The organism is Blastococcus sp. SYSU DS0533 (assembly GCF_054050775.1).
This window is the reverse complement of record NZ_JBJGZZ010000006.1, coordinates 26,068-41,084: the sequence shown is the minus strand read 5'-3', so window position 1 is coordinate 41,084 and position 15,017 is coordinate 26,068. Positions and strand designations below refer to the sequence as shown.

The window sequence follows — 15,017 nt, the reverse complement described above, 5'->3', positions numbered from 1 at the left end:
CCTCGGAGCGACGACGCACGAACCGGCCCCCGACTCGCGCTGCTCCCCTCAGGGGGGCACGAGCGCGCCCACTCCGCACGTACCGATCCCGAGGAGCCCGGTGAGCCCCCAGCCGCCCCCCTTCCGCACGTCCGGCGCCGACTGGTGGCGCGACGCGGTCTTCTACCAGGTCTACATCCGCAGCTTCGCCGACGGGAACGGCGACGGCGTCGGCGACCTGGCCGGCATCCGGTCGCGGCTGCCCTACCTGCGCGACCTCGGCGTCGACGCCCTGTGGATCACGCCGTTCTACCCCTCCCCCATGGCCGACCACGGCTACGACGTCGCGGACCCGCGCGACGTGGAGCCGGTCTTCGGTGACCTCGCGCAGTTCGACGCGATGCTGGCCGAGGCGCACGCGCTCGGCATCCGGGTGACCGTCGACCTGGTGCCCAACCACAGCTCGCACGACCACGAGTGGTTCCAGGCGGCGCTGGCCGCCGGCCCGGGCTCCCCGGAGCGCGCGCGCTACCTGTTCCGCGACGGGCGCGGCCCCGACGGCAGCGAGCCGCCGAACAACTGGCCGTCGGTGTTCGGCGGCCCGGCCTGGACCCGTGTGCCCGACGGGCAGTGGTATCTGCACATCTTCGCGCCCGAGCAGCCCGACCTGAACTTCGCCAACCCCGAGGTCGTGGCCGACCTCGAGGAGACGATGCGGTTCTGGCTCGACCGCGGGGTGGACGGCTTCCGCATCGACGTCGCCCACGGCATGGCCAAGCCAGAGGGGCTGCCCGACATGGTGCCGATGGACGACACCGGGCTGCTCGACGACCACGGCCCCGGCGACCACCGCTTCGACCAGGACGGCGTGCACGTGGTCCACCGCCGGATCCGGGCGGTGCTCGACCAGTACCCCGGCACGATGGCGGTCGGGGAGGTCTGGGTCTCCGACGACGACCGGCTCGCCCAGTACCTCCGCGAGGACGAGCTCCAGCTCGCCTTCAACTTCAAGCTGCTCACCGCCGACTGGACCGCCGACGGCCTGCGCGACGCGATCACCCACTCCCTCGCCGCGGTGGAGGGCACCCCGGCGCCGGCCTGCTGGGTGCTGTCCAACCACGACCGGCCCCGCCACGTCACCCGCTACGGCGACGGCGAACCCGGCACCCGGCGCGCCCGCGCAGCCGCGCTGCTGCAGCTGGCGCTGCCCGGCGCGGCGTACCTCTACAACGGCGACGAACTCGGCATGCCCGACGTCGACCTGCCCGACGAGGTGCTGCAGGACCCGATCTGGTTCCGCTCCGAGGGGGCCGAACGCGGTCGCGACGCCTGCCGGATCCCGGTGCCCTGGTCGGGCAGCGAGCCCTCCTACGGCTTCTCCTCGGGGGCCGGGACCTGGCTGCCCATGCCGGAGGGCTGGGGCTCGCTGACCGCCGAGGCCCAGGCCGCCGACGACGACTCGATGCTGTCGCTGTACCGGGCTGCGCTCGCCCTGCGGGCCTCGTCCCCGCTGTTCCGCGGGGAGGACCTGCAGTGGTTGCAGTCACCCGACCGTTGCGTCGCCTTCCGCCGTTCCGGAGGGCTGACGTGCTTCGTCAACCTGTCCGGTGCTCCCGTGCCGCTGCCCGAGGGCCGGGTCCTCCTCAGCAGCGCACCGGTCGACGACGGGAAGCTGCCCGACGACGCCGCGGTGTGGCTGCAGGCCTGAGCTCACCGGCCGGTACCCGGGCGCCCCGCGGCGCTCGGGTACCTTGCCGCAGGTGACGCCGGGCCGGTGGCGCCTGCCCACCGGCGCATCTCAGGAGCTGACATGAAGACCCGGGACCTCGCCTACGTCGCCCTCTTCGCGGCCGTCATCGCCGTGCTGGGGACCCTGCCCGCGGTGAACATCGGCCCGGTCCCGATCACCGCCCAGACCCTCGGCGTGATGCTCGCCGGGAGCGTCCTGGGCGCCCGGCGCGGCTTCCTGGCCGTGCTGCTGTTCCTGGTCCTGGTCGCCGTCGGCCTGCCACTGCTGTCCAGCGGCACGGGCGGGCTCGCCGTGTTCGCCGGCCCGACCGCCGGCTACCTTTTCGGCTGGCCGCTGGCCGCGTTCGTCACCGGCTGGCTGACCGAGCGCTTCTGGGCGCGTTACAACGTCGCCTGGGGCATGCTGTCCAACGTCGTCGGCGGGATGGTCGTCGTCTACCTGATCGGTGTGCCGGTGCTCGCCGCCGTCGCCGACCTGTCGCTGGGCGAGGCGATCGTCTCCGGCGCCCTGCCGTTCCTCCCCGGTGATGCGGCGAAGGCGTTCATCGCCGCGGCGATCGCCGCACAGGTCCGCCGGAGCTACCCGGTCATCGAGCGACCGCAGCGGGAGGTCGCCGCCCGGTGAGGTGGCGCCGGCCGGAGCCGCGGCCCGACGCCGTCGCCGACCCCGCCCGCGGGGTCGAGCTGCGGGAGGTCTCCCACCGCTACGGCGACCGTCCCGTGCTGGCCGACGTCGACCTGCACCTGACCGAGGCGCGCATCGGCGTCGTGGGGGCGAACGGCTCGGGCAAGAGCACGTTCGCCCGGCTGCTGAACGGGCTGGTCGTCCCCACGGCCGGGCAGGTGCTGGTCGACGGCCTGGACACCCGCACCTCCGTGCGGGAGGTCCGCCGCCGTGTGGGCTTCGTGTTCCAGGACCCCGACGCGCAGATCGTGCACCCCACCGTGGCCGAGGACGTGGCCTACGGGCTGGAGAACCAGGGCGTGCCGGCGGCCGAGCGGGCCGAGCGGGTGGCCGAGGTGCTGGCGCGGTACGGGCTCGCCGGGCACGCCGACCACCCCGCGCACCTGCTCTCCGGCGGCCAGAAGCAGCTGCTGGCGATCGCCGGGGTGCTGGTCATGCGGCCCGCGCGCGTGGTGTTCGACGAGCCGACGACGCTGCTGGACCTGGTCAACGCGCGGCGGGTCGCGCGGGTCATCGACGAGCTCGAGCAGCAGGTGGTCGTGGTCACCCACCAGCTCGACCTGCTCGACGGTTTCGACCGAGTGCTCGTCGTGGACGGCGGCCGGATCGTCGAGGACGCCGCGCCCCGGCCGGCCATCGCCGCCTACCGCACGCTGATGGAGCGGCGATGACCCTCGCGCTCTACGTGCCGCGGCGCAGCCCGGTCCACCGCGTCCCGGCCGGCGGCAAGCTGCTGGTCCTCGCGGCGCTCGCGGTGCTGCTCTTCGCGGTGCCCACCGTCCCGGTGGCGGGCGCCGCTCTGGTCGGGGTGCTGGCGGTGGGCCTGCTCGCCGCGCGGGTGCCCGTGGCGACGCTGGCCGGGCAGGCGCGGACGGTGCGGTGGTGGCTGGCCGGCCTGTTCGTGTTCCACGCCGTGTCCAGCGATCTGCCGACGGCCGCGCTGACGGTGGTGCGCCTCCTGGCGCTCGTGCTGGCCGCCGCGGTCGTCACGGCGACGACGCGGGTGACGGAGATGGTCGCCGTCATCGAGCGGCTGTGCGCGCCGTTGCGCGTGGTGGGGGTGCGGCCGGCGCGGATCGGGCTGGTGGTCTCGATGGCGCTGCGGTTCATCCCGGTGCTGGCCGAGCGGGCCGAGCGCATCCGGGAGGCGCAGGCCGCACGCGGGGGGTCGGCACGCGGTGTCCGCGGCGTCCGGACGACGGTGACACCGCTGCTGGTGCAACTGCTGCAGATGGCGCACACGGTCAGCGAGGCCCTCGACGCCCGCGGCGCCGACGACGACCCCCCGGCCCGGGGGCGCCGCTCCCCCGCCGCCGCCTGAGCCCGGAGGCCTGCGATGGGTGCTGGTTCGCTGCTGGAGATCTGGTCGACGCACGAGGCGGCGGCCCCGCTGCGCCGAATGCCGTCGGCGCGGTTGCTGCCCGGGGTCGGGCTCGAGGGCGACCGCTACGCGCTCGGTGGCGGCACGTGGGCCCGGTACCCGAACCTGGAGAAGCAGCTCACGCTGGTCGACCGGGATGACGTCACCGCGGTCGCCGCCGAGGTGGGCGGTGAGTTCTCGACCGCGGACACCCGGCGGAACCTGGTGACCACCGGTGTCGACCTGCCCTCGCTGGTGGGCCGCTGGTTCGCAGTGGGCGACGCGCTGCTGTTCGGGGTCAAGCGCTGCCCGCCCTGCACGCACCTGGAGCGGCTGACCGGGCTGAAGCTGGTCAAGGCGATGGTGCACCGCGGCGGCATCAACGCTGCGGTCTTCGGCGGCGCGGTGATCGCCGAGGGCGCCGTCGTGCGGCCGGTGACCGAGGCGGAGGCGGCCCGGCGAGGCGCGCCGACGGAGGCCGGCCGGCCGGTGCCGCGTCACGTCGACGACTGACCCGACCACCCGGTCCGGGGGCGCTCGCGCTCTGCCCCGCCCCGGTGGGCAGAGCGCGACTGCCCGCCGGGACCCTCTGCAACTCAGCCGGTCGGCTCGTCGGCCCAGCGGGCGAGGAACTCCTTCTCCTCCGCGGTGAGCCGGCGGGGCCGGTTCAGGGCGAAGTCGAACGGCACGAGCAGCGTGCTGCCGGTGACGGCGAGCTGCCCGTGGTCGAACAGCTCGTAGTGGCAGGTGAAGGCGGCCGCGCGCACGCCGGAGACCCAGACCTGCACCTCCAGCGGCTCCCGGTCGTAGACGACCGCCCGCTTGTAGGCGATCTCGTGGGAGGCCACGACGAGCCCGCGCCGGAGGCCGGTCCGCTCGTCGTGCGTCGGCTGCTCGAAGAACAGGTTGACGCGCGCCATCTCGAAGTAGCCGAGGAAGGCGACGTTGTTGATGTGCTGGTAGGCGTCCATGTCGGACCAGCGCATGGGGACCTGCACGGTGTGCCTCACAGCCCCACCCTGCCGCATCACCGGAACACACCGCGCGGCACCCGTTCCCGACGGCGGGCGGGCGGCCTACGGTGCCGGTGTGGAGCCTTGGGCCGGGACCGGACCGGGCGTGCTGGTGCTGCCGTCGGGCCGGCGGGTGCGCGGACGGGGGCTGCGGCGGCCGGCGCCCGACGGCCCGGACCCCGAGTTCGGCGTGTACCTGCTCGGCCGGGCTCCGTGCCCGGTCCCCTGGGAGACCCGGTGGGTGCGCTGGCCCGACTTCCGGCTGCCCTCCACCCCGACCGACCTCCGCGATGCCCTGCGCGAGGTGCTGGAACGTGCGGGGTCCGAGCAGGTCGAGGTGGCGTGCGCCGGCGGCACGGGCCGCACCGGGACGGCGCTGGCCTGCCTCGCGGTCCTCGACGGGTTGCCGCCCGCCCGCGCGGTCGCGTACGTGCGCAGCCACTACCGACCGCGCGCGATCGAGACGCGCGGCCAGGCCCGGTTCGTCACCCGCTTCGCCGGGAGCTGAGCCCTCGGACGCCGACGGCCGGTCCGGAGCGAACGCTCCGGACCGGCCGTGGTGACGTGCTGGAACGGCCCCTGGCGAGGGCCTGGAACCGGCCCCGCTGCAGGGTCCCGCGCCGAGCGTGGAAGGCGTGGGGGGCAGCGGGGTCCTTCTTCAGTCGCGGGTGAGCTTGCGGTAGGTGGCGCGGTGCGGACGAGCCGCGTCAGGGCCGAGCCGCTCCACCTTGTTCTTCTCGTAGTCGGCGAAGTTGCCCTCGAACCAGAACCACTTCGAGTCGCCCTCGTAGGCGAGGATGTGCGTCGCCACGCGGTCGAGGAACCACCGGTCGTGGCTGACGACCACGGCGCAGCCGGGGAACTCCAGCAGCGCGCCCTCGAGGCTGGTGAGCGTCTCGGTGTCGAGGTCGTTGGTGGGCTCGTCGAGCAGGAGCAGGTTGCCGCCCTGCTTGAGGGTGAGCGCGAGGTTCAGCCGGTTGCGCTCACCACCGGAGAGCACGCCGGCCGGCTTCTGCTGGTCCGGGCCCTTAAACCCGAACGCGGCGACGTAGGCCCGCGACGGCATCTCGACGTTGCCCACCTTGATGTGGTCGAGGCCGTCGGAGACGACCTCCCACAGCGTCTTCTTCGGGTCGATGCCGCCGCGGCTCTGCTCGACGTAGGAGAGCTGCACGGTCTCGCCGACCTTGATCTCGCCGTCGTCCGGCTTCTCCTCGCCGACCAGCATCTTGAACAGCGTGGTCTTGCCGACGCCGTTGGGCCCGACCACACCGACGATGCCGTTGCGGGGCAGCGTGAAGGACAGGTCGTCGATGAGCACGCGGTCGCCGAAGCCCTTGGTCAGGTTCTTCGTCTCGACGACGACGTTGCCCAGGCGCGGGCCCGGCGGGATCTGGATCTCCTCGAAGTCCAGCTTGCGGAACTTCTCGGCCTCCGCGGCCATCTCCTCGTAGCGGGCGAGCCGCGCCTTGCTCTTGGCCTGGCGGGCCTTGGCGCCGGAGCGGACCCACTCCAGCTCCTCCTTGAGGCGCTTCTGGCGCTTGGCGTCCTTGGCGCCCTCGACCTGGAGGCGGGCGGCCTTGGTCTCGAGGTAGGTGGAGTAGTTGCCCTCGTAGGGGTAGGCCCGGCCCCGGTCGAGCTCGAGAATCCACTGGGCCACGTTGTCGAGGAAGTACCGGTCGTGGGTGACGGCGACGACGGTGCCGGCGTACTTCTCCAGGTGCTGCTCCAGCCACGCGACGCTCTCGGCGTCCAGGTGGTTGGTGGGCTCGTCGAGCAGCAGCAGGTCCGGCGCCTCCAGCAGCAGCCGGCACAGCGCGACCCGGCGGCGCTCGCCGCCGGAGAGGACGGTCACGTCGGCGTCCCCGGGCGGGCAGCGCAGCGCGTCCATGGCCTGCTCGATCCGGGCGTCGAGCTCCCAGCCGTCGGCGTTCTCGATGACCTCCATCAGCTCGCCCTGCTCGGCCATCAGCGCGTCGAAGTCGGCGTCGGGCTCGCCCATCGCCGCGCTGACCTCCTCGAAGCGGCGCAGCGCGTCGCGGAGGGGCTTCACCGCCTCCTCGACGTTGCCGCGGACGTCGAGCTCCTCGTTGAGCGGCGGCTCCTGCAGGAGGATGCCGACCGTCGCGTCGGGTGCGAGCGTCGCGTCACCGTTGGAGGGCTGCTGCAGACCGGCCATGATCTGCAGCACGGTCGACTTGCCGGCGCCGTTGGGGCCGACGACGCCGATCTTCGCGCCGGGCAGGAACGACAGGGTGACGTCGTCGAGGATCACCTTGTCGCCGTGCGCCTTGCGCGCGCGGACCATCGTGTAGATGTACTGAGCCACTGGCTTTTCGAGCCTTCCGTCGTCTCGCGAGCGGGGGCGGGGCCGCGGGTCGCGACCCCACCCCGTACGTTCTCGCCTTCGATCCTCCCAGCCCGGGCAACTAGGCGTGCGCGGGCTCCTGCGGCAGATCGGGGCCGTCCACGGAGGACAACGTCGCACCATCCCCCTCGTAGTCCCACCGGTCGTCGGGCACCTCGGTCGCGGCGCGGCCCGCGGGCCCTGCGGCGAGCTCCTGGCCGGCCGCGGCTTCCGACGCGCGACCGGACCGGTCCCGCTTGAAGACCGCCATGCCCTTGGCGAGGTTCGGGCCGACGGCGGACGCCCTGAGCTGCGGCTTGCGGCGCGGGCCGTTGTCCGACTCCCACTCGTGCGTCGTCAGCGTGCCCTGGACGATCACCGGGTCGCCCTTGCTGATCGACCCGGCGACGTTGCCGCTGAGGCCGTTCCAGCACTCCACGTCGATCCAGAAGGTGCCGGAGTCGACGTACTGCCCGCTGCCGGAGTCGTAGCGGCGGGCGGTGGAGGCCATGCGGAAGTTGGTCACCGCACCCTTCTCCGTGGTCCTGCGGCGCGGGTCGTCGGCGACGTTGCCGACGACGGTGATGTAGGTGTCGTTCACGGTGCTCCTCGGGGTGCTGCGCCGGACGGCGCGACCGGCGGGGTGCCGGTGTGCCGTCGACCCTCGCTGCGGCACCCTCCGGCCGGGAGGCCGTCGCGGAGATTGTGGACGCGCCTCCTCCCTGTGGAGGACGCGGTGACCAGCCGCCGTCGTCTCCTCGCCGGGCGGTGCGATGATCGCGTCCGAGCGCCCGTAGCTCAGCGGATAGAGCAGGTGCCTTCTAAGCACTTGGCCGCAGGTTCGAGTCCTGCCGGGCGCGCTCCCCGGACCGCCGACGCCGGGTCCACGACGGCGATGGGGGCCGCAGAACCCCCGATCGGGGCGTTCCCGGCGCTTGCCCCCGGTCGGGACGTGGCCTACGAAGAGGACGTGGACCAGCCCGTCAGACGCCCCGGCCCGATCCTGTACTTCGTCCTCGGGACGATGTGGGCGGTGCTCGCGGTGGGCGGGTGGAGCACGTCCGACGACGTGCCCGTGACGGTGGTGTTCGCCCTCCTGGCCGTCGGGAACCTGGGCGTGGGCACCTGGCTGCTCCGGAAGCAGCGGCCGACCGCGCGGACCGGTGCGGCCGGACGGTGACCGCACGCACCGGGGCGCCGGTCGCCACCCCGGATGTGGGACCCGTGCCGCAGGATGCGCGGCGACGGCGCCCACCGGCGCGCCCCGACCCGTGGGAGCAGACTCGATGACCCCTGCCGACCACCGCACCGAGCCCCCGCTGACCGGGGACGAGGCGACGCTGCTGACCGCTTTCCTCGACTACCACCGGCAGACGCTGGAGTGGAAGTGCGCGGAGCTGACGCCCCGGCAGCTGGCCACGCGGGCCGTCCCGACCTCCGAGCTCACGCTGCTGGGCATGGTGCGCCACCTCGCGGCGGTGGAGACCGGCTGGCTCGTCGGCTTCGGCGGCCTCCCCCACGACCTGTGGCCCGACGTCGTCCGCGACCGCGACGAGCAGTGGCGTGTCGACCCCGGCACCGTCACCGCGGACGACGTGGCCCGGGGGTGGGCGACCTGGCGCGCGGCGGCCGACGCGGTCGGCCAGGTGGCCCGCCGGCTCCCGCTGGACACCGAGGACCGGCCGTGGGGCCGTGACGACACGTTCTCGCTGCGCTGGATCCTCCTCCACCTGGTCGAGGAGTACCCCCGGCACAACGGCCACGCGGACCTGATCCGCGAGGCGCTGGACGGGGCCACCGGCGAGTGAGGCGGGCGCGGGGCCCGGACGAGAGGTGTTCCGGCCGGCTGTTGGCGCGCCGCCCGGCCGGGTAGGGGCGGACCATGGCGACGGATGACGCGACGACGCTGGAGGTCCACGAGCCCGGGTTCGACGGGACCGTGACCATCGAGCAGGGCACCGTCCGGGTCACCGGCACCCGCCCGCAGGACGGGGCGGCCGTGGTCAAGGACGTACCCGCCGACCGGGACCCCGAGCTGGCCCGCCTGGTGGAGCAGGCCGTCGGCGGCGACGACTCGGTGGCCGGCCGGCTGGCCGCGCACGTCGGCGTCAGCGACCCCGCCTGACCCGGCGGCCGGCCGGCTGGCCGCGCACGTCGGCGTCAGCGACCCCGCCTGACCCGGCGGCTCAGCGCGTCGAGGGAGGCTTCAGCACGGCGAACGGGTCGGTCACCTCGAGGCTCGCCGACGCGAAGCGGTACAGCGCGGCGGGCCGCCCGCCGGTGCGGCCGGAGGCCGCCAGCTCACCGGTCGGCTCCAGCACGCCGCGCCGCAGCAGCACCCGCTGCAGGTTGGTGGCCGTGACCTCGTACCCGAGCGCGGCGACGTAGACCTCCCGCAGCTCGGCGATGGAGAACGTCGGCGGGGCCAGCGCGAAGGCGACGTTGGTGTACGAGAGCTTCGCCCGCAGCCGCTCCAGCCCCGATCCGACGATCGAGCCGTGGTCGAACGCCGTCTCCGGCAGCGCATCGACCGGGTGCCAGGTGGTGTCCTCGGGCAGCACCGGGTCGAGGTCGCCCGGGAGCAGCCCCAGGTACGCGGTGGCCACGGTGCGGCTGCGCGGGTCCCGATGCGGGTCGCTGCGGGTCTCCAGCTGCTCCAGGTGCGCGAGCTGGGCCACCTCGACCTTGGCGGCGAGCTGCCGCCCCACCGAGGCACCGAGGGTCTCGTCGGGCAGCAACGGCCCACCCGGGAGCGCCCAGGCGCCGGCGAAGGGCTCCTTGGCACGCCGCCAGAGCATCACGTGCAGTCGTGCACCCCGGACCTGCAGCACCACGGCGAGGGCCTGGTGCGGAAAGGCCGGCCGCTCGGGCGAGGACCACACGGACGTCACGGATCCCATGCTAGATTTTCCGGCAGAGGTTTTCGCCTGGCAGTCTGAAACCCACTCCTCCGGAGGTCCTGGTGACCGCAACGCTCCCCGCCCCCACGACCGCGCAGTGGACGCCGGAGCAGTGGCAGGACTGGCGCGACGAGGTCCGCCGGCTGGCCGCCGACCGCGACGCCGTCGTCCTGGCGCACAACTACCAGGCCGCGCAGATCCAGGACGTCGCCGACCACGTGGGCGACTCGCTGGCCCTCTCCCGCATCGCCGCGGCCAGCACCGCGAGCACGATCGTCTTCGCCGGTGTCCACTTCATGGCCGAGACGGCGAAGATCCTCAGCCCGGACAAGACCGTCCTGGTGCCCGACGCCGCCGCCGGCTGCTCGCTGGCCGACACCATCACCGCCGACCAGCTGCGTGCGTGGAAGGCCGAGCACCCCGGCGCCGCCGTCGTCTCCTACGTCAACACCAGTGCCGAGGTGAAGGCCGAGACCGACATCTGCTGCACCTCGTCCAACGCCGTCGAGGTGGTCGACTCCATCCCCGCCGATCGCGAGGTGCTCTTCCTGCCCGACCAGTTCCTCGGCGCGCACGTCCAGCGGGTCACCGGCCGGACGAACATGCGCATCTGGATGGGGGAGTGCCACGTGCACGCCGGCATCTCCCCCACCGACCTGCGGCAGAGCATCGAGGACGCCCCCGACGCCGAGGTGCTCGTGCACCCGGAGTGCGGCTGCGCCACCAGCGCGCTGTGGATGGTCGGTCAGGGCGACCTGCCGTCGGACCGGGTGCACGTCCTCTCCACCGGCGCGATGCTCGACCAGGCGAAGCGGACGACGGCGAAGCGCGTGCTGGTCGCCACCGAGATCGGCATGCTGCACCAGCTCCGCCGGGCCAACCCCGCCGCGGCGTTCGAGGCGGTCAACCCGCGCGCCGAGTGCCCCTACATGAAGATGTCGACGCCGGAGAAGCTGCTGCGCGCGCTGCGTGAGGGCCGCGACGAGGTGACCGTCGACCCCGAGATGGCCGCCCGCGCCCGCTCGGCGGTCGAGGCGATGATCGCCCTCGGCACCCCCTCGCTGGTCGGCGAGTGACCGTGGGGCCCCGCCGCACCGCGCCGGTCGCCCCCGCCGTCGTCCCGGCCCTTCCCCTCCCCGCCGCGGGCTGGACCGCCGCCACCGACGTGGTGGTCGTGGGCAGCGGCGCCGCCGGGCTCCTGACGGCGCTGTCGCTGGCCGGCGCCGGGCGGCGCGTCACCGTCGTCACCAAGGGTGCGCTCGGCGACGGCAGCACCCGCTGGGCCCAGGGCGGGCTGGCCGCCGTCCTCGGGGCCGACGACGACGCCGCGCTGCACCTGCAGGACACGCTCACCGCGGGCGCCGGGCTCTGCGACCCGGCCGCCGTGGCCACGCTCGTCGCGGAGGCGCCGGCGGCGATCGCGCTCCTGGTGGACCTCGGCGCACGGCTGGACCTGACCGGTGACGGCCGACCTTCGCTCACCCGCGAGGGCGGGCACAGCCGCGACCGGATCGTGCACGCCGGCGGCGACGCCAGCGGTGCGGAGGTCACCCGCACGCTCGTGCAGGCGCTGGCCGCGGCCGGGGTGGCGGTGCGGGAGCGCACCGTCGCGCTGGACGCCCTGCGCGGCGCGCGCGGCGAGGTGGTCGGGGTGCGCGTCGCCCGGGTGGCCGAGGACGGTGCGCTGGTCGACGTCGGCGACCTGCGAGCGCACGCCGTCGTCCTGGCCACCGGTGGCTACGGGCAGGCCTACGCCGCCGCCACCAGCCCCGCCGGCACGACCGGCGACGGGCTGGCGCTCGCGCTGCGCGCCGGTGCCGAGGTCGCCGACGTGGAGATGGTGCAATTCCACCCGACCGTGCTCTGGCAGGGGCCGGGCGCCGCGGGGCAGCAGGTGCTGATCTCCGAGGCCGTGCGCGGCGAGGGCGCGGTGCTCGTCGACGCCGGCGGGCGGCGGCTCATGGCCGGCGCGCACCCGCTGGCCGACCTCGCGCCCCGCGACGTCGTCTCGGCCGCCATCTCCGCCCACCTGGCCCTCACCGGCGAGGACTGCGTCTTCCTCGACGCGACGGGCCTCGGAGCCGGCTTCCTGGAGCACCGCTTCCCCGGCATCGTCCGCGCCTGCCGCGCCGCCGGCCACGACCTGACGACGACGCCGGTGCCGGTCGCGCCGGGCGCGCACTACACCTGCGGCGGGGTGCTGGCCGACCTCGACGGGCGGACCGGGGTCGCCGGGCTCTTCGCCGTCGGGGAGGTCGCCTGCACCGGCGTGCACGGGGCCAACCGGCTGGCGTCCAACTCGATCACCGAGGGGCTGGTCGCCGCCCGCCGCTGCGCCGCGCTGCTCGACGCCACGCTCCCCGACGGCCCCCCGGCCGAGCCGGTGGCCCCGCGCGCGGTCAGCACCGGGGCGGTCGACCCCGCGGCGCGCGCAGCGATCGGCGTCGCCACCAGCCGGCACGCCGGCGTGCTCCGCACCGCCGGGGGGCTGACCGAGCTGACCGGCGTGCTCACCGCGGCCTCCCGGACCGACGCGCTCGACCTCGCCGCCGTGGAGGCGACGGCCGTGCACACCGTCGCCACCCTGCTGGCGACGGCTGCGCTCGCCCGCCCGGAGAGCCGAGGCTGCCACCGGCGGGCCGACGCACCCGCCTCCCGGCCCGGGTGGCAGGTGCGGCTCGCCCACCGCATCGACGGCACCGGCCGCGTGCACACCCGCACCGTGCCGCTGACACCGGCCGACCAGACCCAGGGAGCGGCATGACCGAGTGGCACCCGCTGCGGCCGGAGCTGGCCGACGTCCTCTGGGACGGCGGCCTGGACCCCGCCTCCGTCGAGCGGGTGGTCCGCCGGGCCCTCGACGAGGACCTCGCGCTGGGCCCCGACGTCACCACGGCCGCCACCGTCCCGGCCGACGCCCGCGCCACCGGTGACGTGGTGCCGCGCTCGCCCGGCGTGCTGGCCGGTGTCCCGGTCGCCGCGGCGGTGTTCGGCCTGGTGGGCGGCGACGATGTCGAGGTGGTGCTGCACGCGGCCGACGGCATGGCCGCCCGCGCGAACGCACCGGTGCTCACGGTCGCCGGCCCCACCCGGTCGCTGCTGACGGCGGAGCGGACCGCGCTCAACCTGGTCGGCCACCTGTCCGGGGTCGCCACGCTCACCCGGCGCTGGGTGGACGCGGTCGCGGGCACCGACGCGGCGATCCGCGACACCCGCAAGACGATCCCGGGCCTGCGGGTCCTGGAGAAGTACGCCGTCCGCTGCGGCGGCGGGGTCAACCACCGGATGGCCCTCGGCGACGCCGCGCTGGTCAAGGACAACCACGTGGCCGCCGCCGGCGGCATCGCCGCGGCGGTGGAGGCGGTGCGGGCGGCGGCGCCCGACGTCCCGCTCGAGGTCGAGTGCGACACCCTCGACCAGGTGCGCGAGGCGATCGCGGCGGGCGTGGAGCTGGTGCTCCTGGACAACTTCCCGCTGGCCGACACCCGCACCGCCGTGGGGCTGGTGCGGGGCACCGGGGTGCGCCTGGAGGCCAGCGGCGGGCTGTCGCTGGAGCGGGCGGCCGAGGTCGCGGCGACCGGCGTCGACTACCTGGCCGTGGGGGCGCTCACGCACAGCGCCCCCGTGCTCGACCTGGGCTTCGACCTCCGCTGATCCGCCCGCTCCCGGGGTGTTCCTCCCGCTCGTGCAGTCCTGCGGCACCCGCGAGCACGAACATCACCCCGGAAGCGGGTCGGGCTCCGGGTGCTCGGCGAGGAAGCGGCGGGCCCGCCGCTCGTTGCGGAGCACCATCGGGACGACGATGGCGATGCCGAGCCCGAACGCAGGACGAGGGACAGGAAGCACGAGGCATAGGAAGCTCTACGTGCGGATCCAGCGCGCAATGCGCAGGTAGAGCTTCCTATGCCCCGGGGTGGCCCGGCGGGTCAGCCGGCGCGGCGGTCCGGGTGCACCCAGCCGATCGCCGGCGCCACGTGCTCGACGATCGTCCGCAGCAGGCGTGCGTTGTACTCCACACCCAGCATGTTGGGCACCGTGAGCAACAGGCTGTCCGCTTCGCGGACGGCGGCGTCCTTGGCCAGCGCCTCGGCGAGCGCGTCCGGCTCGCCGGTGTAGCTCTTCCCGAACCGGGCCCGCACCCCCTCGAGGATGCCGACCTGGTCCTCGCCGTCGCGGCCGCCGCCGAAGTACTGCCGGTCCTCCTCGGTGGTGATCGGCAGCACGCTGCGGCTCACCGACACCCGCGGCTCGCGCTCCCACCCCGTCTCGGCCCAGGCGGCGCGGTAGCGGGCGATCTGCTCTGCCTGCAGCTCGTCGAAAGGCACGCCGGTGTCCTCGACCAGCAGAGTCGAGCTCATCAGGTTGAGCCCCTGCCGCGCGGTCCACTCCGCCGTCGCCCGGGTGCCCGAACCCCACCAGATCCGGTCGGCCAGGCCCGGCGACTGCGGCTGGACCGCCAGCTTCCCGGTCGCGCCCCCGGTCATCCGCGGGTCGGCGTCGACCACCGGCTGCCCGGAGATCGCCGCCATGAACAAGGCGGTCTTCTGCCGCGCCAGGTCGGCGTCGGTGCTGCCCTCCCCGGGCACGTAGCCGAACGCCTCCGAGCCGCGCAGCGCCGTCTCCGGCGAGCCCCGGCTCACGCCCAGCTGCAGCCGGCCGCCGGCGAGCAGGTCGGCCGCCGCGGCCTCCTCGGCCATGTACAGCGGGTTTTCGTAGCGCATGTCGATCACGCCGGTGCCCAGCTCGATCCGCCGGGTGCGGGCCGCCATCGCCGCCAGCAGCGGGAACGGGGAGGACAGCTGCCGGGCGAAGTGGTGCACCCGCACGTAGGCCCCGTCCAGGCCCATCTCCTCGGCGGCCTCCGCCAGCTCCACGCTCTGCACGAGGGCGTCCCGCCCGGTGCGCACCAGCGAGCCGGGGATGGGCTGCCAGTGGCCGAAGGACAGGAACCCGATCCGCTTCTCCACGCCTGGTCCTTTCGTCG

18 protein-coding genes and 1 tRNA gene are annotated in these 15,017 nt (G+C 74.6%); 13 read left to right on the top strand and 6 right to left on the bottom strand.

Annotation, left to right across the window (positions count from 1 at the left end; all coding sequences use genetic code 11):
- Window positions 1–100 precede the first annotated feature (100 nt).
- The 5 genes from ACI79W_RS09620 to ACI79W_RS09600 all read left to right on the top strand — a co-directional run bounded on the left by ACI79W_RS09620 (window position 101) and on the right by ACI79W_RS09600 (window position 4,286).
- The gene (locus tag ACI79W_RS09620) at window positions 101–1,687 is read left to right on the top strand and encodes a glycoside hydrolase family 13 protein (RefSeq protein ID WP_456561859.1); all 1,587 of its coding nucleotides are present in this window, start codon (window positions 101–103) and stop codon (window positions 1,685–1,687) included.
- A gap of 102 nt (window positions 1,688–1,789) precedes the next feature.
- Window positions 1,790–2,353, top strand: a complete 564-nt coding sequence (locus ACI79W_RS09615; RefSeq protein ID WP_456561858.1) for a biotin transporter BioY — start codon at window positions 1,790–1,792, stop codon at window positions 2,351–2,353.
- Window positions 2,350–3,084, top strand: a complete 735-nt coding sequence (locus ACI79W_RS09610) for an energy-coupling factor ABC transporter ATP-binding protein (protein WP_456561857.1) — start codon at window positions 2,350–2,352, stop codon at window positions 3,082–3,084. Before ACI79W_RS09615 ends, ACI79W_RS09610 begins: the two co-directional genes overlap by 4 nt.
- Entirely contained in the window at window positions 3,081–3,734 is a 654-nt protein-coding gene (locus ACI79W_RS09605) for an energy-coupling factor transporter transmembrane component T family protein (protein WP_456561856.1), read from the top strand. The genes ACI79W_RS09610 and ACI79W_RS09605 overlap by 4 nt, the downstream gene beginning before the upstream one ends.
- Window positions 3,735–3,749: 15 nt before the next feature.
- Window positions 3,750–4,286, top strand: a complete 537-nt coding sequence (locus tag ACI79W_RS09600) for an MOSC domain-containing protein (protein WP_456561855.1) — start codon at window positions 3,750–3,752, stop codon at window positions 4,284–4,286.
- Window positions 4,287–4,369: 83 nt separating this feature from the next.
- Here ACI79W_RS09600 and ACI79W_RS09595 read toward each other — a convergent pair whose 3' ends face one another.
- Window positions 4,370–4,783, bottom strand: coding sequence for an acyl-CoA thioesterase (locus ACI79W_RS09595; protein WP_456561854.1), 414 nt, complete (start codon window positions 4,781–4,783; stop codon window positions 4,370–4,372).
- A gap of 79 nt (window positions 4,784–4,862) precedes the next feature.
- Here ACI79W_RS09595 and ACI79W_RS09590 point away from each other — a divergent pair, with 79 nt between their 5' ends.
- Window positions 4,863–5,294 carry a protein-tyrosine phosphatase family protein gene (locus tag ACI79W_RS09590; protein WP_456561853.1) on the top strand — a complete coding sequence of 144 codons (432 nt, stop codon included), beginning with the start codon at window positions 4,863–4,865 and terminating at the stop codon, window positions 5,292–5,294.
- A gap of 150 nt (window positions 5,295–5,444) precedes the next feature.
- Here the strand turns inward: ACI79W_RS09590 and ettA are convergent, their stop codons facing one another.
- Window positions 5,445–7,115 carry an energy-dependent translational throttle protein EttA gene (gene ettA, locus ACI79W_RS09585; RefSeq protein ID WP_456561852.1) on the bottom strand — a complete coding sequence of 557 codons (1,671 nt, stop codon included), beginning with the start codon at window positions 7,113–7,115 and terminating at the stop codon, window positions 5,445–5,447.
- Window positions 7,116–7,215: 100 nt separating this feature from the next.
- Window positions 7,216–7,734, bottom strand: coding sequence for a single-stranded DNA-binding protein (locus tag ACI79W_RS09580; protein WP_456561851.1), 519 nt, complete (start codon window positions 7,732–7,734; stop codon window positions 7,216–7,218).
- Window positions 7,735–7,920: 186 nt separating this feature from the next.
- Here ACI79W_RS09580 and ACI79W_RS09575 point away from each other — a divergent pair.
- The 4 genes from ACI79W_RS09575 to ACI79W_RS09560 all read left to right on the top strand — a co-directional run bounded on the left by ACI79W_RS09575 (window position 7,921) and on the right by ACI79W_RS09560 (window position 9,258).
- Window positions 7,921–7,993, top strand: a tRNA-Arg gene (locus tag ACI79W_RS09575).
- Window positions 7,994–8,103: 110 nt separating this feature from the next.
- The gene (locus tag ACI79W_RS09570; protein ID WP_456561850.1) at window positions 8,104–8,313 is read left to right on the top strand and encodes a hypothetical protein; all 210 of its coding nucleotides are present in this window, start codon (window positions 8,104–8,106) and stop codon (window positions 8,311–8,313) included.
- 106 nt (window positions 8,314–8,419) lie between these two features.
- Complete coding sequence (locus ACI79W_RS09565) at window positions 8,420–8,941, top strand: DinB family protein (protein ID WP_456561849.1); 522 nt, start codon at window positions 8,420–8,422, stop codon at window positions 8,939–8,941.
- Window positions 8,942–9,015: 74 nt separating this feature from the next.
- Window positions 9,016–9,258: a hypothetical protein gene (locus tag ACI79W_RS09560; RefSeq protein ID WP_456561848.1), complete on the top strand. Its 243-nt coding sequence runs from the start codon at window positions 9,016–9,018 to the stop codon at window positions 9,256–9,258.
- Window positions 9,259–9,319: 61 nt separating this feature from the next.
- Here the strand turns inward: ACI79W_RS09560 and ACI79W_RS09555 are convergent, their stop codons facing one another.
- Window positions 9,320–10,024 carry an NUDIX hydrolase gene (locus tag ACI79W_RS09555; protein WP_456561847.1) on the bottom strand — a complete coding sequence of 235 codons (705 nt, stop codon included), beginning with the start codon at window positions 10,022–10,024 and terminating at the stop codon, window positions 9,320–9,322.
- Window positions 10,025–10,095: 71 nt separating this feature from the next.
- Here ACI79W_RS09555 and nadA point away from each other — a divergent pair, with 71 nt between their 5' ends.
- From nadA to nadC, 3 genes are read left to right on the top strand one after another with little or no spacing between them, the layout of a single operon-like run.
- Complete coding sequence (gene nadA / locus ACI79W_RS09550; protein WP_456561846.1) at window positions 10,096–11,109, top strand: quinolinate synthase NadA; 1,014 nt, start codon at window positions 10,096–10,098, stop codon at window positions 11,107–11,109.
- On the top strand, window positions 11,106–12,797 hold the full coding sequence (locus tag ACI79W_RS09545; RefSeq protein WP_456561845.1) for an L-aspartate oxidase: 1,692 nt from the start codon (window positions 11,106–11,108) through the stop codon (window positions 12,795–12,797). Before nadA ends, ACI79W_RS09545 begins: the two co-directional genes overlap by 4 nt.
- On the top strand, window positions 12,794–13,687 hold the full coding sequence (gene nadC, locus ACI79W_RS09540) for a carboxylating nicotinate-nucleotide diphosphorylase (protein WP_456561844.1): 894 nt from the start codon (window positions 12,794–12,796) through the stop codon (window positions 13,685–13,687). The genes ACI79W_RS09545 and nadC overlap by 4 nt, the downstream gene beginning before the upstream one ends.
- 63 nt (window positions 13,688–13,750) lie before the next feature.
- Here the strand turns inward: nadC and ACI79W_RS09535 are convergent, their stop codons facing one another.
- A complete protein-coding gene (locus ACI79W_RS09535; RefSeq protein WP_456561843.1) occupies window positions 13,751–13,879 on the bottom strand; it encodes a hypothetical protein in 129 nt (42 codons plus the stop codon).
- An 80-nt stretch (window positions 13,880–13,959) separates the two neighbouring features.
- Window positions 13,960–15,000: an LLM class flavin-dependent oxidoreductase gene (locus ACI79W_RS09530; RefSeq protein WP_456561842.1), complete on the bottom strand. Its 1,041-nt coding sequence runs from the start codon at window positions 14,998–15,000 to the stop codon at window positions 13,960–13,962.
- Window positions 15,001–15,017: the final 17 nt, after the last annotated feature.